At 65.7% G+C, this 19,430-nt stretch carries 18 protein-coding genes and 1 riboswitch; of the genes, 9 read left to right on the forward strand and 9 right to left on the reverse strand.

Annotated elements, in window-relative coordinates; genetic code table 11:
* Window positions 1-9 precede the first annotated feature (9 nt).
* The 4 genes from ACZ48C_RS23430 to ACZ48C_RS23445 all read left to right on the forward strand — a co-directional run bounded on the left by ACZ48C_RS23430 (window position 10) and on the right by ACZ48C_RS23445 (window position 5,083).
* Window positions 10-1,803: an ABC transporter ATP-binding protein gene (locus tag ACZ48C_RS23430; protein WP_464783155.1), complete on the forward strand. Its 1,794-nt coding sequence runs from the start codon at window positions 10-12 to the stop codon at window positions 1,801-1,803.
* A 51-nt stretch (window positions 1,804-1,854) separates the two neighbouring features.
* A riboswitch (cobalamin riboswitch) is annotated at window positions 1,855-2,103 on the forward strand.
* Between the two features lie 165 nt (window positions 2,104-2,268).
* Window positions 2,269-3,285, forward strand: a complete 1,017-nt coding sequence (locus tag ACZ48C_RS23435; protein WP_464783156.1) for an ABC transporter substrate-binding protein — start codon at window positions 2,269-2,271, stop codon at window positions 3,283-3,285.
* Window positions 3,282-4,322: a FecCD family ABC transporter permease gene (locus ACZ48C_RS23440; protein WP_464783157.1), complete on the forward strand. Its 1,041-nt coding sequence runs from the start codon at window positions 3,282-3,284 to the stop codon at window positions 4,320-4,322. Before ACZ48C_RS23435 ends, ACZ48C_RS23440 begins: the two co-directional genes overlap by 4 nt.
* Window positions 4,319-5,083, forward strand: a complete 765-nt coding sequence (locus ACZ48C_RS23445; protein ID WP_119255400.1) for an ABC transporter ATP-binding protein — start codon at window positions 4,319-4,321, stop codon at window positions 5,081-5,083. Before ACZ48C_RS23440 ends, ACZ48C_RS23445 begins: the two co-directional genes overlap by 4 nt.
* Before the next feature lie 68 nt (window positions 5,084-5,151).
* Here the strand turns inward: ACZ48C_RS23445 and speB are convergent, their stop codons facing one another.
* From speB to ACZ48C_RS23475, 6 genes are all read right to left on the reverse strand, one after another.
* Window positions 5,152-6,105 (reverse strand): agmatinase, encoded by a 954-nt coding sequence (speB, locus tag ACZ48C_RS23450; RefSeq protein ID WP_464783158.1) that lies wholly within the window; start codon window positions 6,103-6,105, stop codon window positions 5,152-5,154.
* Between the two features lie 177 nt (window positions 6,106-6,282).
* Window positions 6,283-7,215 (reverse strand): phosphatidate cytidylyltransferase, encoded by a 933-nt coding sequence (locus tag ACZ48C_RS23455; RefSeq protein WP_119255402.1) that lies wholly within the window; start codon window positions 7,213-7,215, stop codon window positions 6,283-6,285.
* Entirely contained in the window at window positions 7,212-7,868 is a 657-nt protein-coding gene (locus ACZ48C_RS23460; RefSeq protein ID WP_464783159.1) for a lysophospholipid acyltransferase family protein, read from the reverse strand. Before ACZ48C_RS23460 ends, ACZ48C_RS23455 begins: the two co-directional genes overlap by 4 nt.
* On the reverse strand, window positions 7,865-8,296 hold the full coding sequence (locus ACZ48C_RS23465) for a hypothetical protein (protein WP_464783160.1): 432 nt from the start codon (window positions 8,294-8,296) through the stop codon (window positions 7,865-7,867). Before ACZ48C_RS23465 ends, ACZ48C_RS23460 begins: the two co-directional genes overlap by 4 nt.
* Window positions 8,293-9,627: a phosphatase PAP2/dual specificity phosphatase family protein gene (locus ACZ48C_RS23470; protein WP_464783161.1), complete on the reverse strand. Its 1,335-nt coding sequence runs from the start codon at window positions 9,625-9,627 to the stop codon at window positions 8,293-8,295. The genes ACZ48C_RS23465 and ACZ48C_RS23470 overlap by 4 nt, the downstream gene beginning before the upstream one ends.
* Window positions 9,628-9,634: 7 nt before the next feature.
* Window positions 9,635-11,371 carry a bifunctional alpha/beta hydrolase/class I SAM-dependent methyltransferase gene (locus ACZ48C_RS23475; protein ID WP_464783162.1) on the reverse strand — a complete coding sequence of 579 codons (1,737 nt, stop codon included), beginning with the start codon at window positions 11,369-11,371 and terminating at the stop codon, window positions 9,635-9,637.
* Between the two features lie 122 nt (window positions 11,372-11,493).
* On the opposite strand from ACZ48C_RS23475, the gene ACZ48C_RS23480 reads away from it, so the two are divergent.
* Complete coding sequence (locus ACZ48C_RS23480) at window positions 11,494-12,090, forward strand: CDP-alcohol phosphatidyltransferase family protein (RefSeq protein ID WP_464783163.1); 597 nt, start codon at window positions 11,494-11,496, stop codon at window positions 12,088-12,090.
* 4 nt (window positions 12,091-12,094) lie between these two features.
* Here the strand turns inward: ACZ48C_RS23480 and ACZ48C_RS23485 are convergent, their stop codons facing one another.
* From ACZ48C_RS23485 to ACZ48C_RS23495, 3 genes are all read right to left on the reverse strand, one after another.
* Complete coding sequence (locus tag ACZ48C_RS23485; RefSeq protein WP_464783164.1) at window positions 12,095-13,411, reverse strand: replication-associated recombination protein A; 1,317 nt, start codon at window positions 13,409-13,411, stop codon at window positions 12,095-12,097.
* Window positions 13,412-13,550: 139 nt separating this feature from the next.
* Entirely contained in the window at window positions 13,551-14,093 is a 543-nt protein-coding gene (locus ACZ48C_RS23490; RefSeq protein WP_318913193.1) for a flavin reductase family protein, read from the reverse strand.
* Window positions 14,094-14,231: 138 nt separating this feature from the next.
* Entirely contained in the window at window positions 14,232-14,621 is a 390-nt protein-coding gene (locus ACZ48C_RS23495) for a RidA family protein (RefSeq protein ID WP_464783165.1), read from the reverse strand.
* A 163-nt stretch (window positions 14,622-14,784) separates the two neighbouring features.
* Between ACZ48C_RS23495 and ACZ48C_RS23500 the strand changes: the two genes are divergently transcribed.
* From ACZ48C_RS23500 to repC, 4 genes are all read left to right on the forward strand, one after another.
* Window positions 14,785-15,408 carry a hypothetical protein gene (locus ACZ48C_RS23500; RefSeq protein WP_464783937.1) on the forward strand — a complete coding sequence of 208 codons (624 nt, stop codon included), beginning with the start codon at window positions 14,785-14,787 and terminating at the stop codon, window positions 15,406-15,408.
* Between the two features lie 263 nt (window positions 15,409-15,671).
* Entirely contained in the window at window positions 15,672-16,874 is a 1,203-nt protein-coding gene (gene repA, locus ACZ48C_RS23505) for a plasmid partitioning protein RepA (protein ID WP_409529971.1), read from the forward strand.
* Between the two features lie 2 nt (window positions 16,875-16,876).
* Window positions 16,877-17,902: a plasmid partitioning protein RepB gene (gene repB, locus ACZ48C_RS23510; protein ID WP_464783166.1), complete on the forward strand. Its 1,026-nt coding sequence runs from the start codon at window positions 16,877-16,879 to the stop codon at window positions 17,900-17,902.
* A gap of 156 nt (window positions 17,903-18,058) precedes the next feature.
* A complete protein-coding gene (gene repC / locus ACZ48C_RS23515) occupies window positions 18,059-19,381 on the forward strand; it encodes a plasmid replication protein RepC (RefSeq protein ID WP_464783167.1) in 1,323 nt (440 codons plus the stop codon).
* Window positions 19,382-19,430 lie beyond the last annotated feature (49 nt).

Below are 19,430 nucleotides of genomic sequence, written 5' to 3' on the forward strand. Positions count from 1 at the left end.
AGCATGGACATGAATACGGCTTCTCCGCTCTTGCAGGTCAGGGATCTGGTGACGCAGGTCGCAACACCCGACGGTGCGCGCACCGTCGTCGACCGGCTGTCCTTCGACCTCAAACGCGGAGAAACGCTGTGCATCGCGGGGGAAAGCGGCTCGGGCAAGTCGATGACCGTGCTGTCGCTGATGCAATTGCTGCCGAAGAACCTCGCGCGGGTGGCCGGCGGCTCGGCCATCATGAACGGCCGCGATATCCTGAAACTCGACGAAGGACAGATGCGCGGCGTGCGCGGCCGCCATATCGGCATGATCTTCCAGGAGCCGATGACCTCGCTCAATCCCGTCCTGACCATCGGGCGGCAACTGGCCGAGGCCGTCGGATCGAGGTCGGGCCTTTCGGGCGCGGCGATGGCGCAGCGCTGCAAGGAACTGCTCGACGAGGTGCAGATTTCCGATGCCGCGCGCCGCCTGCTGCAATATCCGCATGAACTGTCGGGCGGCATGCGCCAGCGCGTGATGATCGCGATGGCGCTCGCGCAGAAGCCGGAAATCCTGATCGCGGACGAGCCGACCACCGCGCTCGACGTGACGGTGCAGGCGCAGATCCTCGCTCTCATCCGCAAGCTCCAGGCCGAAAACGGCGTCTCCGTGATCCTCATCACCCACGACATGGGCGTGGTGGCGGAAATGGCCGACCATGTGCTCGTCATGAACAAGGGCAAGGACGTGGAGCACGGCCCGCTGCGCGAAGTCTTCCACCATCCGAAGGACGACTATACGCGCAAGCTGCTCGCCGCCGTGCCGCGGCTCGGCGAGATGACCGGGACGGACAGGCCCAAGCGCGCGCCCGCGCAGGCCAAGGCAGAGGAAGAGGCGGAGAAGGCAGCGCCCGTGCTCGAAGTCGACAACCTCGTCGTCCGCTTCGACATCAAGGGCGGCATCCTGCAGCGGCCGGTGCGGCGCGTCCATGCGGTGGAGGGCGTGTCCTTCACCGTCGGGCGCGGCGAGACGCTTTCGCTCGTCGGCGAATCCGGCTGCGGCAAATCCACGACCGGGAAGGCGCTGCTCAACCTCGTGCCGTGGAGCGGCGGCATCCGCATCGGCGGGAAAAGCACGCAGGGGCTCAGCCGCGCGGCCATGCGGCCGGTGCTGCGCGACATCCAGATGATCTTCCAGGATCCCTATGCTTCGCTCGACCCGCGCATGCGGGTGGGCGACCTCGTTGCCGAGCCGCTCGTCATCCACGGCGTCGCCTCGGGAAGCGAGTTGAAGGACCGCGTCGAATATCTCTTCCGCCGCGTCGGCCTGTCCGCCGAGCAGATGCGACGCTATCCGCACGAATTTTCCGGCGGTCAGCGCCAGCGCATCTGCATCGCCCGCGCCCTGTCGCTGTCGCCGAAACTGATCGTCGCCGACGAGAGCGTCGCGGCGCTCGACGTCTCCATCCAGGCGCAGGTGCTCGACCTGTTGCAGGACATCCAGAACGAGACCGGCATCTCCTACCTGTTCATCAGCCACGACATGGCGGTGGTGGAACAGATCAGCCATCGCGTCGCCGTGATGTATGCCGGCCGCTTCGTCGAGATGGGCACGCGCGCCCAGGTGTTCGAGAACCCGCAGCACGACTATACGCGCAAGCTGATGGATGCGGTGCCCATTGCCGACGCCGACCGCGAACGCCGCCTTTTCATCCCGAACGAGGGCGAGCTGCCCAGCCCCGTCAAGCCGCTCGACTACGCCCCGCCCCTCTCCATCCGCAGGGAGGTCGGGAACGGGCACGTGGTCTGGCAGGAGGCGAAGGTCGCCTGAGACCCGGGATAGAGATCGGGCAGGACGCCACTTGACGCCGTGCGGACCGGCGTCCTAATTGGGCCCGACGGTTCCCGGAGGAAGGCTCCGACGGGATTAATAGGGAACACGGTGCGGACGACCCAACAGGGACCAAGACCGTGGCTGCCCCCGCAACTGTAAGCGGATTGCCGATCATCACGGGAAGGGCCGGCAAGGCCTTTTCCGGGCCAAGGGCCATGCCACTGCGGATGTCGCGGGAAGGCAGGTGATCGACAGATATCCGCGAGCCAGGAGACCTGCCGTCGAACACGATCCAATCAGCCGGGCGGGGATGCCTGGAAGGGAGCAGACATGTTTGACCTGAGCCTTCGCCGATATACGGCCTTCATCCGCCTCGATTGGGCTTTTCCCGTCCACGAGGCGTGAGCAATCCGTCGCGCACCGCCGCGCCGTATTGCCGCCCTCCCCGAGATCGAGGCTCCCATGCGCCAGACAATCGCAACCATCACCTTCGCCCTCGGCCTTACCGGCCTTGCCGGCGCGGCTTTCGCCGCCACCCAATATCCGCTGACGCTCGAAAATTGCGGCCGGCAGGTCACCTTCGAGAAAGCGCCGAAGAAGATCGTCTCCATCGGCCAGGGCATGACCGAGGTGCTTTTCTCGCTCGGCCTTGCCGACAAGGTCGCGGGAACGGCGGTCTGGGTCGGGCCGGTGCTGCCGCAATATGCCGAGGCCAATAGCAGGATCAAAAGGCTGGCGGACAACGATCCGAGCTTCGAGGCCGTGGTCGGGCAGGAACCCGATCTGGTGGCCGCGGAATTCGAATGGCATGTCGGCGCGCAGGGCTCCGTCGGCAAGCGCGAGCAATTCGCCGATCTCGGCATCGCGACCTATATCGCGCCGGCCGATTGCGTCGCCAAGATCAACACGGACGGCGGAGACGGCGTGCGCGAGACGCTGTTCACCATGGACCTTGTCTATCGGGAAATCGCCGAACTCTCCGAGATCTTCGACGTGAAGGACCGGGGCGACGCGCTGATCGCCGAGTTGAAGAAGCGCGAGGCGGATGCCGTGGCGTCCATCGCCGGCGCGGCCGGCAAGAACCTGCCCGTCGTGTTCTGGTTCTCCAGCAAGGAAGTCAATGGCGATGCCTTCATCGCCGGCAAGAACAGCGCGCCGGCCTATATCCTCAAGACCATCGGCGCGAAGAATGTCGTGACGACCGAGGAGGAATGGCCGCTGGTCGGCTGGGAGACGATCGCGCAGGCAAATCCCGCCGTCATCGTGCTCGCGACCATGGACCGCCGCCGCTATGCCGCGGACGATCCGAAGGTGAAGATCGACTTCCTCGAAAACGATCCCGTCACCAGGGAACTCGATGCCGTCAGGAACAAGCACTTCGTGATGATGGACGCCCAGTCGATGAACCCGACGATCCGCACGATCGACGGCATCGAGACGCTGGCGAACGGCATCAAGGCCTTCGGCCTCGCGCAGTGAGGATTACCGCTTCGTGGCGGTATCGGTGGTGGGTGCTTGCGGCACTCGCCATCGCCGCCAGCCTTCTCCTTGCCCTCATGATCGGCCTCGCGGTCTCCATCGGCGAGATCGCGATTCCCGTTTCCACGACCGCAAGGGCCGTGTCGAACCGGCTTTTCGCAACGGCGTTCGAGCTCAATCGCATCCATGAGGGCGTCATCTGGGACTATCGTCTCAGCCGGGCGCTGGTGGCGGCCAGCGCGGGGGCCTCGCTCGCGCTGTGCGGCGCCATCCTCCAGGCATTGCTTCGCAACCCGCTGGCCGAGCCCTATGTGCTCGGCATATCGGCCGGCGCGTCGACCGGCGCCGTCTGCGTGATGATCCTCGGCCTCGGCTACGGCGTCCTCTCGCTTTCCGGCGGCGCTTTCGCCGGCGCGCTGGTCGCCTTCCTGCTGGTAGGCATCCTTGCCTCGGGCACGGGCGGGTCGAGCGAGCGGATCATCCTGTGCGGCGTCGCCGGCTCGCAGCTCTTCAATGCGCTGACCTCCTACATCGTCACGACGTCGGCGAATGCGGAGCAGGCCCGCGGCGTGCTGTTCTGGCTTCTCGGCTCGATGAGCGGCGTGCGCTGGCCCGATGTCTACCTCTCGGTGCCGATCACGCTTGCCGGGTTTGCCGCCTGCCTGTTCCACGCCCGCGCCCTCGATGCCTTCGCTTTCGGGACGGATGCCGCGGCATCGCTCGGGATTGCCGTGCGCAGGACCCAGATCGTCCTCTTCGCCGTCACGGCGATCATGACCGCGGCCGTCGTCAGCATGGTCGGCTCGGTCGGTTTCGTCGGGCTCGTCATCCCGCATGCCGCCCGCTTCCTCGTCGGGCCCTCGCATGGCCGCCTCCTTCCGGCGACCGCGCTCGGCGGCGCGATCTTCGTGGTCGCAGCCGACATCGTCTCGCGCATCATCATCCCGCAGCAGATCCTGCCCATCGGGGTGGTCACGGCGCTGTTCGGCGCGCCGGCCTTCGCCGTCATCCTCTATCGCGTCCGGAAAAGCGCATGAGCATCTCCATCGAAGACGTATCCTATTCGGCCGGGAACACCCTGATCATCGACGGGGTCACGCTCTCGGTGACGCAGGGCAAGGTGCTCGGCCTGCTGGGGCCGAACGGCTCGGGCAAATCCAGCCTTCTGCGCCTGATCTGCCGCTTGCGCCGCGTCGAGAGCGGGGTGATCCGGCTGGGCGGAGACGACGTCTCCACCCTCTCGCGCGCCGGCCTTGCCCGCCGCGTCGCCTTCGTGGAGCAGCAGTCGACGACCGATATCCCGCTGACGGTGCGCGACATCGTCCAGCTCGGACGCACGCCCCATCGCGGCCTTCTGTCCTCATGGACGCCCGAAGGGGATGCGGCGGTGGACATTGCACTCGAACGGGTCGACATGAGCCACCGGGCCGGCCAGCTCTGGCAAACCCTTTCCGGCGGCGAGCGCCAGCGGGTTCACATCGCAAGGGCGCTTGCGCAGACGCCGAGCGAGCTGCTGCTCGACGAGCCGACGAACCACCTCGACATCCAGCACCAGCTCGACATCCTCTCCCTGGTATCGAAGCTCGGCATCACCTGCATCATCGCCATGCACGACCTCAATCTCGCAGCGATGTTCTGCGACAGCCTCGCCGTGCTCGACAAGGGCAGGATCGTCGCTGCGGGAACGCCGCAGGCGGTTTTGACGGAAGAGCTGATCGCGCGCGTCTTCGGCGTCCGGGCCCATATCGAACGGTCGGCGGTCCATGGCCGGTACAATATCCAGTACGCGATGGACTGAAGGACGGCGTCGCCCTTCCGGAGTGCCGACGATCGTTCGGCACTCCGGGTATTCGGACGACGGACGGGCTATCGCCTCTGCACGCCCGGCAGGACGCAGAGCATTTCGAACAGCAGGTTCGCCGCGGTGATCGCCGTGTTGCCGGACGGATCATAGGGCGGCGAGACCTCGACGAGGTCGCAGCCGACGAGGTTGAGGCCCCAGCAGCCGCGGATGATCTCCAGCGCCTGGATCGTGTTGAGGCCGGCGATTTCCGGCGTGCCGGTGCCGGGCGCGATCGAAGGGTCGAGGCTGTCGATATCGAAGGAGAGATAGACGGGACGGTCGCCCATCTGCGCGCGCACCTCCTCCATCAGCGGGGTGAGCGACTTGTGCCAGCACTCCTCCACCTGCACGACGCGGAAGCCCTGCTCGCGCGGCCAGTCGAAATCGTCCGCCGCATAGCCGGTGCCGCGCACGCCGATCTGGATGCAGCGGCTGGTGTCGAGCACGCCGGCCTCGACGGCGCGGCGGAAGGGCGTGCCATGGGCGATGGGTTCACCGAACATGTGCTCGTTGATATCGGCATGGGCATCGACATGGATGAGGCCGACGGGGCCGTATTTCTCGGCCATGGCGCGCAGGATCGGATAGGAGAGCGTATGGTCGCCGCCGAGCGTCAGCGGCTTGCAGCCGTCCCTGATGATGTCGCGGTAGGCATCGGTGATGATGTCGACGCATTTCGGCAGGTTGAACGTGTCGATCGCCACATCGCCGATATCGGCGACCTGCAGGCTGTCGAAGGGCGCGGCGCGCGTCGCCATGTTGTAGGGGCGGATCATGCAGCTCTCGGTGCGGATCTGGCGCGGCCCGAAGCGCGTGCCCGGCCGGTTCGAGGTGCCGATATCCATGGGGATGCCGACGAAGCAGGCGTCGAGCCCTTCCGTCGTCAGCTGCGTCGGCAGGCGCATCATGGTGGCGGGACCGCCGAAGCGCGGCATCTCGTTGCCGCCGAGCGGCTGGTTGAACGTCTTGGTCGTCATCTATCTTCCTCCGGCGGGGCAGCCTGTTTCTGTCGTTTGCCCCATCCTGAACATCACTTTACGAAACTTGCCCGGGCGCCCGGAATACCCCTTTTCGATTATTCACCGGCGGGAGAGAATCAGGCAGGCACCGGCGCATTGTGCACCATTCTGCGCATATCCGATGCAGGATACTCGCTACGTCCAGGCATAACGCACGATATGGAAGAAGACCGGGGCGGCGAAGACCAGGCTGTCGGCGCGGTCGAGCATGCCGCCGTGCCCCTCGATCATGTGGCCCCAGTCCTTGACGCCGCGGTCGCGCTTGATCGCCGAGGCGACAAGCCCGCCGAAGAAGCCCATGATGCAGGCAAGGCCGGCCAGCACGCCCGCCTCCAGCGGCGAGAAGGGCGTCAGCCAGTAGAGCCCGGCCCCCAGGAGCGACGCGCTGGCGATGCCGCCGATCAGGCCTTCCCAGGTCTTGGAAGGCGAGATATTCGGCGCGACCTTGTGGCGGCCGAAGAGCTTGCCGAAGATATATTGCAGCACGTCGCTGCCCTGCACCGTCGCGATCAGGAAGGCGATCAGGAGAAGCCCCCTGCCCTCGTTGCCGGGAATGGGCAGCGTCACCAGCGCCGGCACGTGGCTGATGCAATAGACCGAGAGCATGATGCCCCATTGCTGCTCGCTGACCCGCTCCAGGAAGCGGGACGTGTCGCCGCGGATCGCCGTCAGCGCCGGCATGGCGAGGAAGCAATAGACGGGAACGAAGATCGAGTAGAGCCCGTACCAGTCGATCCAGATCAGGTAGTACTGGACCGGGATGACGATCAGGAACATGCCGAGCAGCGTCCAGCGGTCGGCGTGGCGGGTGTTGGTGAGCGTCACATATTCGCGCAGCGCCGCGAAGGAGACGAAGGCGAAGAGCAGGATCACCCCGCCGGGGCCGAACAGAAAGGCGGCGCTGATACCTGCGACCATGATCCACCAGGCCTTGATGCGGGCGTTGAGGTTGTCGAGCGTTGCCGGCAGCGGCCGCGTGCTGCGCCAGGAAAGGACGCCGGCAACGAGGCTTGCCGTGGTGAGGACGGCGACGAGGCCGAGGAAGAGGCGCGTGGTGTCGTCGCTCATGGGCGATTTCCATCCTTTCGGGGCGCAAGGGCAAGAAGGGCGGCGCGGGCGCGGTCGAGGAAGACCTTCCGGTCCTCCCCCGCCTCCAGCCTGACGGGTTCGCCGAAGACGACGCGACAGAGCAGCGGCACCGGCAGCAGCGCGCCCTTCGGCAGGACGCGCGACATGTTCTCGATCCAGCAGGGCACGAGCTCGGCATCCGGCCGGGCGGCCGCGAGATTGTAGAGGCCGGAGCGGAAGCGCAGCAGCGGTTCCTCCGTCATGTTGCGCGTGCCCTCGGGAAAGAAGATCAAGGATTCGCCCGCATCGAGCGCCGCGAGCATGACGGCAAGGGGATCGGCCGTGCGCTCCACCCAGTTGCGCTCGACGAGCACGGTGCGCAGCAGCTTTTGCGCGATGAAGCGGCGGACGGCATCCGCCTTCCAGTAATCCGCGCCGGCGACCGCGGCCGTTCGGCAGCGCTCGGCGGGATTGAGGCAGGTGGAAACCAGGATGAAATCGCCGTGGCTTGCGTGATTGGCGAAATAGATGCGCTGCGGGCCGTTCGGCTTCACGCCCGCCCAGATCGGCCGGACGCCGGTGACGGCGCGCGAAAGGCCCGCGAGCGCCGCGCTCGACGCTTTCTGCAGCAGCGATGCCTTGCCGTATCTCATGTTCCCACCACAGAGTCGAGCAGCAGAACGGCATAGAGCGTCACGCCGATGGCGAGCGAAATGCGTTGCAGCCAGAGAAGCCGGCGGCATCCGGCAAGGCGTTCCGGCATGGTGCGCACCACACCGTCCCTTGCGCGAAGCCCCATTCGCGCCAGTACGTCATCCACCGCGGCAAGTCCCGTCGTCTCCTCGCCATGCGAGGCGGCGAGCCGGAAGAGCGCGGCATCGAAGAGAAGATGGACCGAGAAGGCGAGCGGCAGGAGGCAGAAGGCCAGCAGCAGCCACCAGGCGAGCGGCCCCGCAAAGCCCTCGGCCCCCGCGGTCGGCGGCGCGAGCGCAAGGACCAGCAAGGCGATGAGCCCGCCGGTGAGGCCATTGCGCCGCAGCCGGCGGCTGGCGCCTTCCGCCATGCTGCTCCACGCGGTCATCGCGCTGCCTCCTCGATGGCCGCATAGGCCCCGACGTCCAGACGGACCGGCCGGCCGGATGCCTCGATCTGCGCCACGGCGGCCGCGGCACTTCCCGCATGCCCCGACCGCAGCAGCCAGCAGGCGGCAACCATGGCGCTGCGCTGGAAGCCGAGGGCGCAGCAGATGAGAACGGGGCCGTGCCGGCGCGCCGCTTCAACCGCCACCGCGGCCTCGCGGATGCGCGCGGCGGGAACGGGCAACAGGTCGAGCGAGGGGAAGGCATGCCAGGCAAGGCCGGGCACCTTCAGGCCCGGCAGTTCCGCCGTCATGTCGACGACCGTAGCACAGGCCCCGAGTTCGCCGCGCGCAGGCATGCGGCCGAGGAGGACGCCGTCGGCGATTTCAGCCGCGGGTGCAAGATGCCGCGTCCACCAGCGGATATTCAGCCGCACCCCGAGCCGGTAGGGCAGCAACAGCCAGCGGCCGGCAAGGCTGATCGCGCCATCGGCCCCCTTCTGGAAGACCCGTTCCCCGGCACCGGCATAGCCGACGGCGACAAGAGCGAGCGCGAGCGCCGGCCAGAGAAGGAGGAGGCCGGTGCCGGAACCACGCGTTGCCGGAACGGTAAGGGCAAGCAGGATCGCCGCACCCGAACCGTAGCAGACCGCAAGCCGCCGGGCCTTGGCGTCCTTCGTCAGGCGGAAGCCGGCAAGCGGCGAGGATTGCCCGGCCGGGAAGAGCCAGAGCGCGAGGAAGCCGAGCAGCGCGCCTGTCGGAATGTCGATGACATGGTGCTGCCATGTGGTCAGCACCGAGATACCGATAAGGAAGCACCAGACATGCCATGCGGCACGCCAACCCCCGGCAAGCCGCGTGCGCCAATGGTCCCAGATGATGACGAGCAGGGCGATATGCAGGGAAGGCGCCTGATTGAACGGTTTGTCGAAACTGCCGAGCACATCGAACATGAAGCCCGGCAGGCCATGCGTTTCCGGCCGCTGGAAGATCGCCTGCAACGGGAAGGTGACGAAGCAGGCGACGGCGACGAGCTGCGCGGTGAGATAGCGGCGCGCGAGACGCCCGACCTCTTCCGGACTGTCGTTGACGAAGAGCGAGAGCGCATAGAAGGCATTGATCGACCAGTAGGGAACGATGGTCCAGGCGATGAAGGGAATGCGCCCTTCCCAGCCGAAGGCGAGATTCGGCACATCCGTCCTCAGCGAGGCAAGCCAGTTGGCGGTGCCGTAGGTGAGATAGAAGAACGGCGCGAGGACGGCGAGCCAGAGCGCCGCTGCCCGGAAAACCGCGCGGCGGCCGCTCGATGGAACGGATGCGATACCCTCTCCCATGCGATCCTCAGATGCGCTCGGCGAGCGACACGGTGAAGATGCCCCACTTGTCGATGCGCTGCTCGATCTTGCGGAAGCCGGCGGCGGCCACGAGCTGGTCCATCTCCTGCTGGGTGCGCCGGCGCATGATCCAGGCCTCGCCGCCGCGATGCGAGGTGAGCGCACGGGCGATCATCTCGAGCTGCGGATGCCAGGGCTGGCCGGTATAGACGAGCAGCGCTCCCGGCTCCATCGCCCGCGCGAGGCCGGCAAGCGAGGCTTCGATCAGGGCATTGTCCGGGAAGAGTTCATAGAGGCCGGAGACGATGGCGAGCGTCGGCTTCGGCACGATGGCGGCAAGCCCCTCCGTGTCGAAGGCGTCGGCGCGGTGGAAGGCGGCGATGTCCTGAAGGCCCCGTTCGGCGATCAGCACCGAGCCTTTCTCCACGTTGATCGGCGAATAATCCTGCAGGCGGATGCTCTCCGGCTTCGCATCCGAGGCCGCGACGGCATCCAGCACGTAGCGGCCGTGACCGGCGGCGATGTCGAGGACGCGCAGCGGCCTTCCTTCCGCCGCAAGGCGCGAAAGCGCCTTTGCGATCAGTTCCTCCAGATGGATCTTCCGCTGCCGGATGCCCCGCCAGCCGATGGCCTCGAGGAATTGCCTGTCGACCAGCCGCCCGCCGGGGCCTAGGCCGCGCGGTTCGTTTTCATAGACATAGTCCAGCGTGGAGCCGGAATCGAAGCCGGTGCGAACGCCGGTCGCCATCCCCTTGGAAAAGAGGGCGCCCAGCCGGATCGAGGCGCGCGTCATCGCCCAGTAGAGGCCGCGCGGGGAGAAGGGCGAAAGCGGCGTTGCCAGGCGATCCGCCTCGTCGCGCGTATGGCCGGAAAGATGGGCCTGCCGGAGATCCGCGACGACCGGCGGCGCGGCGAAGCGGGCGAGGATGAAGGTGCGCAGCTTTTCCAGCGCCTTCGCCCGGTCCCGCTCGCCGAGCGTGTCGTGATAGAAGCCGGGCAGCACGTGGCGTTCCTTGATCGTCGAGCCGAGATTTTCGAAGAAGCGGTGCTGCGGCGCGTGGCGCACGACGAAATCGCTGCCCGAAACGAGAAGCTGCGTCGGCACCGTGATCGCGCGGGCATCGGCCACCACCCGGTCCGCCGCCTCGTAGAGTTCCAGCAGGATGTTGGAGGCGATGGGACGGGTTATCAGCGGATCGGCTTCGAAAGAGGCGATCCGCTCGGGATCGTGCGTCAGGAAGCGCGCCTTGACATAGGAATTGACGAAGAACGTGCCCTTCAGCTTCTGCCAGAGCGCGATGCCCTCCTTCGCGAAGGGCACGTAGAGCTTCACGTCAAAGGCGGGCGAAGCGAGCACCAGCGCGCGGATACCCGGCGCGTAGTCGTGCACCCAGGTCGCGGCCAGGACGGCGCCGACGCTCTGGGCGACGACGGCGATATCCTCCATGGCAAAGCCGTCCGTCTCGCTTACATGGCGCACGAAGCAGTCGAGGTCTCGCACCGAATGGGCGAAGGACGGGGAATGGCCCCGCTCGCCGGGCGAGCGGCCATGCCCGCGCGCATCCCAGGCATAGAAAGTGAAATCGTCGAGGCCGAGTTCTTCGGCGATATGCGCGACCCGGCCGCCATGTTCGTGGCCGCGATGCAGAAGCACGATCGCGCCCCTGGCGGTGCCGGAGCGGGCGGGCCAGACGCGATAGAACAGCTCCACGCCATCATGGCTCGCAAACGCCTTTTCGATCATGCCGTCATCCCCTTGCACTGATATCGTCCTCCCCTATACGGATGAGGTCCCATATTCGCAGTTGATTTCTCGTCGATTGCGCTTTCTTTTCAATCGAAGCAATCGAGCGGATTTTCGCTTTCATGTCGATCTATAAACTGAAATCATCCTTCCAGAGCCTGCTTCGTCCACTGGTGGGACGGCTGGCGGCCATGGGGCTCACCGCCAATCAGGTGACGCTCGTCGCCACCGTCGTCTCGGTGGGGATCGGCGCGCTGCTGCTTGCCCGGCCCGAACCGGCGCTCTTCGCGCTCGTGCCGGTCTGGATGTTCCTGCGCATGGCGTTCAACGCCATCGACGGCATGCTGGCGCGCGAGCACGGCCAGAAGAGCGCGCTCGGCGGCTATCTCAACGAGATCGCCGATGTCGTTTCCGATGCCGCGCTCTATGTGCCCTTCGCGCTGATCGCCCCCTTCTCGCTGCCCTGGATGGCGGCCATCGTGTTCCTCGCGACCCTGACGGAGTTCGCCGGCGTTCTCGGCGTCGCCCATGGCAGCGGGCGCAACTACGAAGGGCCGATGGGCAAGAGCGACCGCGCGCTGCTTTTCGGGGCGCTGGGTGCCCTCGTCGCCGCCTTCGGCACGCTGCCGGCCTGGACATGGCATATCCAGCCGATGGCCTGCGTGCTGCTCGTCTGGACCGTGGTCAACCGCGTGCGCGCGGGCCTTGCCGGAAGCTGAGCCGTCAGCGCTTTTCGCCGAAGCGGCGCGGTGCCGACCGCCCCATCACCTGCTCCCAATGCTCGTCCGCCCGCCGCTCGAAGGTGGCGGCATCGCGTGCATCGCTCTGGTAGAAGGCGCCACGCGGCACGTCCGGCGCATAGACCTGCTCGCTCCAGCCGCGCCCGTCGTCATGGGGAAAAGCATAGCCGACATGGCCGAGCGCCGCCGCGCCCTTGTAATGCGCATCGCGCAGATGCAGCGGCACGGCAGACGGCGCCTCGCTCGCCACATGGGCGAGCGCCAGCGAAATGCCGCGGCAGGCGGAGTTGGACTTGGGGGCGCGGGCGACATGCAGCGCCGCGTGGGCCAGGATGATCTGCGCCTCGGGATAACCGATCTTTTCAACGGCATGCAGCGCGGCGACGGCGGTCTGCAGCGCGGTATTGTCGGCAAGTCCGACATCCTCGGAGGCATGGATCATGATCCGCCGGGCGATATAGCGCGGATCCTCGCCGCCGTGGATCAGCCGGGCGAGCCAGTAGAGCGTCGCATCGGGATCCGAGCCGCGCATCGATTTCACGAAGGCCGACACCACGTCGTAATGCGCATCGCCCGAGCGGTCATGGTTGACGGGCGCGGCCGCATAGGCCTCCTCGACCATGGCTTCCGTGATCACGACAGGCTCGCCGGGCGCGTGGCCGACCGCAAGGCTTTCCAGAACGGTCAGCGCCCGGCGGGCGTCGCCGCCGGAACGACCCGCGATGCGGCGCAGCAATGCCGGCTCCAGCGTCACCTCGATGCCGCGCGCGGCAAGGTGATGGAGACCGCGCCGGACCACGTCTTCCATCTCCTCGATGGCGAGCGGTTCGAGCTTCAGGATGGTGGAGCGGGAAATGAGAGCGGGCGTCAGCGTATGATAGGGATTGCCCGTGGTCGCGCCGATGAAATCGGCGACGCCCTCTTCGCAAAGCGCCAGCAGGTGGTCCTGCTGCGTCGCGCTGAAGCGATGCACCTCGTCGGCGAAAAGCAGGGTGGGGCGCATGCGCGCCTCGTCGGCGATCTTGCGGATGTCCGCGACATTGTTGTGGGCGGCATGCAGCGGGCGAAAATTCTTGCCGAGCATGTTGCCGATGGCGCGGGCGATCGACGTCTTGCCGAGCCCCGGCGGCCCGTAAAGGATGATGCTGCCGAGCCGTCCGGCAGCGATGCGCCGGCGCAGCATGGTGCCGGGGCCGATGACCTTCTCCTGGCCGATCACGTCGTCCAGCGTCGCCGGGCGCAGTTCGGCGGCGAGCGGCATGGAACCGGTGCGCGGTGCGGCATCGAAAAGATCGGTCATGGAACTCCCCGTCGAAAGGCGCTGTCCTTTCCGGCCGGGTATGCGGGAAACCGCATGCGACCGGAAGACGTTCGTCTACCGGTCGGAACGGGCAGGGTCAAAGCCAATCGTGCGCCACGGTGCCTACGGCCATCAATCCCTAGCGGGGAACGGCGTGATAGCGGCCATCCTGGTAGAGCAGCGAATGGCCGGTGCCGGTGCGGATACCCTGCACCTTGCCGATGACGATCACGTGGCTGTGCCGCTCGATGGCTTCCTCGACGGTGCAGTCGATGGCGGCAACGGCGCCGAGGAGAAGCGGTGCGCCGCTGACGGCGGTCGTCCATTCTGCGCCGCGGTAGCGATCGGGGCCGCGCAGGCCGCCGCGCCCGGCGAACTGGTTGGCAAGCTCCTCATGATCCGCGCCGACGATGTTGATGCCGAAATGGCCATGGCGTTCGACGATGGGCCAGGTGGAAGAGGTGCGGTTGAGGGAGACGAGCATGCGCGCCGGCTCGACGGAGAGCGCCGTCGCCGATGTGACGGTGGCGCCCGTGCGGTTCTCCCCCTCCCCTGCCGTGATGATGCTGACGCCGCCGCCGAGCGTGCGCAAGGCGGCCTTCAGGCTGTCGGCATCGACGGGCTGCCCGGACGGAGCGGCACCGCCGATGTTGAAAAGCGTGGTTTCGATATGCGCATTCATGCTTCCCGCTCCGCTGGAGGCCTCATGCGGCAAGGGATAGCAGAGGGCCATGGAGCGCAGCAGGCATGGCTTTTCTAAATCTACTATTTTTATAGAAAATATGTAGCCGAATGCCTTTCCCGATGCGTGCGGATATCTCTAGGCGGTCCGCCGCGCGGCCATGGCCGTCACCTCAACCTTCATGCCGGGATCGGCAAGGGCGCTGACACCGACGGCGCAGCGGACGGGATAGGGTTTTTTGAAATAGCTGCAATAGACCTCGTTGAAGGCCGGGCGGTCGGCCATGTCCGTGAGGTAGATCGTCAGGTGGATCACGTCGGCGAGCGCGCTGCCCGCCTTCTGCAGCGAAGCCTTGAGGCTTTCCAGCGTCGCGATGCTCTGCGTCCGGATGTCGCCCGTCTCGATGGAGCCATCGGCCCGCAGCGGGATATGCGTCGTCATCAGGAGATTGCCGAGGCCGGCGACGTCCGAGGAAATCTCGCTCTCGTCCGTATCCTCGATGAAAAAAGGGGCAGTGCCATGGGCCATGACTGATTCTCCTTCACTGTCTTTCGTCAGAGAACCACCGGCTTTGCCGCCTGCCGTCAACCGAAAACCATTCGGTCCCCTCGAAGCGGGTGGCGTTTGCACCCGCCGACGGCTAGCCTGCCCTTATAGGAGAATGCCTGCGCTCCAACTCAAGTGCGAAACCATGCCGCTGCAAAACCGCGTCACGCCCTTCGGAGATATCGTCGCCATCGCCCAGCGGGGCCTCTTCACGGGCAATCGCGGCATCCTCCACGATCCTGCGACGAGAACGCTGCTCGGCCGGCGATGGGCCGGCAAGGCCTGGCTGATCTGTGCCTGCGAATTCCAGGGCCGCCGCCGCACGGTGATGGGCGGGCGAAGCTGGACCGAGCTCTTTTTCCTGGACGAGGCCGTGGCCCTCGCTGCCGGCCACAGGCCCTGCTTCTTCTGCCGGAGGGAAGCCGCCGAGCGGTTCCGGAAGCTATGGGCCGGCAGGCAGGCGCTCCCGACGGCCGCCGACATGGATGCCGTGCTGCACGGCGAACGTCTGGAGCGGCGCAGGAAGCGGCTGCATCCGATCCCCGCCCCTGTCGCGGACCTACCGGATGGCGCGATGGTCGTCGTCGGAGAGGATGCCTTTACATTGCACGCGGGTCTTGCCCATCGCTGGACGGAGGCGGGATACGATCCGCCCCGCAAGCTTCAGTGCGCCGACTGGCTTCTGACGCCACCCTCCACGCTCAGGGTTCTTGGCGCCGGATATCGGCCCGTGTTCCATCCCGCGATTCGCACAACAAGCGGTGGGTAAAGCCTTCCAACAGGTGTCTTCAGGCCGCAGAGGGCGATAACCTGTTACAAAGTCCCGTTATACGCCGCGCCATTCCACGACGGGAAATAAGGCAACTTTGTGGGGAATCCCGCGGAAGATCAACGTGGAAGGCGGTTCGTGGCCCCGTGAGGCGCGCTTTCCCGCCGAACATAATGCCTTGCTCTTACATCAGAATCGGTTCTAGATGCGGTTTAATCCCTCATATGGGCTTGAAATCGCACCTTGAGATCCGTGACATGAATATGGCCGCAACGTTTGGACAGGCAATTTCCGAGGTCGATCAGCTGATCATCGGACAGGCCCATGAGCTTTCAGACAAGCTGAAGCAGCACCGGCTGGAAATGTTCCCGCCCGTCGCGCGAAAGGGCCTGCGCCAGTTCCAGCTGAGCGAGGCTGCGCATTTCCTCGGCGTCACCAGCGGCTACCTGCGCAACCTGTCGCTGGAATCCAAGGGTCCCCTGCCGCAGGTCACCCCTTCCGGCCGCCGGTCCTATACGGCCCAGCAGCTGCAGGAGATGCGCGAATATCTCGAGCAGAACAGCCGCGGCCAGCGCTACGTGCCGCGCCGGCGCGGTGCCGAGCATCTGCAGGTCATCGCCGTGGTGAACTTCAAGGGCGGCTCCGGCAAGACGACGACGACCGCGCATCTGGCGCAGCATCTCGCCCTGACCGGCCACCGCGTCCTTGCCGTCGATCTCGACCCGCAGGCGAGCCTTTCGGCCATCCACGGCTTCCAGCCGGAATTCGACGTCGACGAGAACGAGACCCTTTATGGCGCCATCCGCTACGACGACCAGCGCCGGCCGCTGAAGGAGATCATCCGCAAGACCAACTTCCCCGGCCTCGACATCGTGCCGGGCAATCTCGAACTGATGGAGTTCGAGCACGACACGCCGCGCATCCTCGCGCAGGGCAACAGCGGCGATTACGGTCGCATCTTCTTCGCCCGGCTGGACGAGGCGCTGTCCTCGGTCGCCGACGACTACGACGTGGTGGTGATCGACTGCCCCCCGCAGCTCGGCTTCCTGACGATGAGCGCGATCTGCGGCGCGACGGCGGTGCTGATCACCGTGCATCCCCAGATGCTCGACGTCATGTCCATGTGCCAGTTCCTGCAGATGCTGGGCGAGGTGCTGAACACACTGAAAAGCGCGGGCGGCAACATGAACCTCGACTGGCTGCGCTATCTCGTCACCCGCTACGATCCGGCCGACGGCCCGCAGACGCAGATGGTCGCCTTCATGCGCTCGCTTTTCAAGCAGCATGTGCTGACCAGCACGATGGTGCGAAGCGTCGCCATCGCCGATGCGGCGCTCACCAACCAGACGCTCTACGAGGTCGAGCGCAGCCAGTTCACACGGGCCACCTACGACCGGGCTCTCGAATCCATGGAAGCGGTCAATTCGGAGATCGTCGATCTCATTCACAAGGCATGGGGGCGTTGATCATGGCGCGCAAGAACGTTCTGTCCAACCTGATGAACCCGTCGGCCGAGCCGGCGGATTCGTCCAATCCGGGACAGGAAGAACCGCGCCCGCCGATCACCTACAAGGGCATCGGCGCGCTGGGGGCGGTCACGCGGAGCATCGACGCACTCGCGGCCAAGGCCGATGCGGCAAAGGAAATCGAGGCGAAGCTTGCCGCCGGCGAGGTCGTCATCGAGCTTGAGCCCGACCAGATCGAGGAATCCTTCATTTCCGACCGCCTGGTTCATTCCGATCAGGAATTCCAGGAACTCGTCGAGGCGATGCGCGTGCGCGGCCAGGATTCGCCGATCCTCGTGCGCCCGCATCCCACGAAGGACGGCACCTACCAGATCGCCTTCGGTCACCGCCGCGCCAAAGCCGCCCGGCTGCTCGGCCGGCCGGTGCGTGCCATCGTCAAGTCGCTGACCGACCGCGACCATGTCATCGCCCAGGGCCAGGAGAACAGCGCGCGCGCAGATCTTTCCTTCCTCGAGCGGGCGACCTTTGCCGGGGAACTGGAGACGCGCGGCTTCGATCGCGAGACGATCATGTCGGCTCTCAGCGCCGACAAGACGACCGTTTCGAAGATGCTTTCGGTCGTGAACCGCATTCCGAAAGGCGTGCGCGCCGGCATCGGCCCTGCCCTTTCCATCGGCCGCGACCGCTGGCACGAGCTGGCGACGCGTTTCGACGATCCTGCCAATGAAGACAAGGCCGTGGAGTTCCTGGCGCGCGAACGCATCCGGACCCGCCCGCCGGAGGAACGCTTCAACCTTCTCAACAGCCATCTCGCGCGCCATGAGACGCCAGCCGCCGCAAAGCTGGCACCGGCCACCTGGCATCGCAAGGATGGCGCTGTGGAAGCCTCGATCAAGACGAACGGCCGGCAATACACGATTGCCCTGAAGGCGGCGGAAGCCGCGGCCTTCGGCGCTTACATCACCCGTAATCTGGATCGCCTCTACGAGGCGTATCGCACGGAAAACAAACAGAAATCAGGAGATTGATCCGCAAAAGAAAAAGGCCCCCTCAACGTTACCGTCGCGGAAGCCCTTCTCATCGTTTAGCAGCCTGAGAATCGCACTTCCCCGAATCACAGTCAAGCCTTTTCGGCACCGGTTTCGGTGATGGGGTCTCTTTTGCCTGCTGAAAGGTGAAGAGACATGGAGATGGACGGCATTACGACGCCTTTCGGGCGGCGGACAATGACGCTCGGCATGTTGGCAAGCCAGGCGATCGCGAAAAAGATCGCGCCGGAAGCCAGCGTCGACAAATGGAAGCTATATCGCTCGCTTTGCGAGGCACGGCCGAAGCTCGGCATCAGCGACCGTTCGCTTTCGGTGCTGAACGCGCTGATGAGCTTTTATCCGAAGACCGATCTTAACGGCAGCGACGGGCTGGTGGTGTTCCCATCGAATGCCCAGCTCTCGCTGCGCACGCATGGCATGGCGGAAACCACGCTGCGCCGGCATCTTGCCGCGCTCGTGGAAGCCGGTCTCCTCTCCCGCAGGGACAGCCCGAACGGCAAACGCTACGTCCGCCGCGACCGGCATGGCATGATCGGCGAAGCATTCGGCTTCTCGCTCGCACCCCTCCTTGCCCGGGCAAGAGAGATCGAAACGCTGGCCGCCGAGGTCACCGCCGAGCGTCTGTTGCTTCAGCGTCTGCGCGAGCGCGTGACACTGGTGCGCCGCGACATCACGAAGCTGATCGGCACGGCGCTGGAAGACGGCCTTGCCGGCGACTGGACGCAGTACGAAGCGGAATATCGCCGGCAAGTGGACGCCTTGCCACGCGTCGCCACGACGGAAATCCTGGAGCCGATCCTCGACGCACTCGAAACCTTGCGGACGGAAATCCTCAAATATCTGGAACAGCAGATTATTTTGCAAAATACGGCTGGCAATGCCGGTCATATTGAGCGGCACAAACAGAATTCACAATCCGAATCTATTTCTGATTCTGAACATCGCTTTGGAAGGAAGCGGGAGGACAATTTTGGCGTGGAGCCGTCGCTGTCGCATCAGACGAGCATGAAAGAGCCGGCAAGAGCCGGCGAGCGGGAAGCCAGCCGAGAAGGCATGCAGCCAACCAGCCAGCGTGCACCACTCCCAGGCGATTCTGCGCGGTTGCAACCTCCAAAGCCCTTCCCGCTTGGGCTCGTTCTGCAGGCTTGCCCCGAAATCGTGCCGTTCGGACCGGGCGGCAGCATTTCGAGCTGGCGCGATCTGATGACGGCCGCCGTCGTGGTGCGCTCGATGCTGGCGGTCAGCCCTTCCGCCTATGAGGAGGCCTGCCAGGCGCTCGGGCCGGAAAATGCGGCGACCGTGATTGCCTGCATCCTCGAGCGCTCTGGCCATATCAACTCGGCCGGCGGCTATCTCCGCGATCTCACCCGTAAGGCGGAACGGCGGGAATTCTCCCTCGGACCGATGCTGATGGCCCTTCTGCGAACGGGCGGAGTGCCGGCGAAACAGGCGGGCTGATGCAGAGTGAGGCGGCAAATCCACTTTGGAAACGGCATGTTAACCATAG

Source organism: Shinella sp. 1A1, from assembly GCF_055379515.1.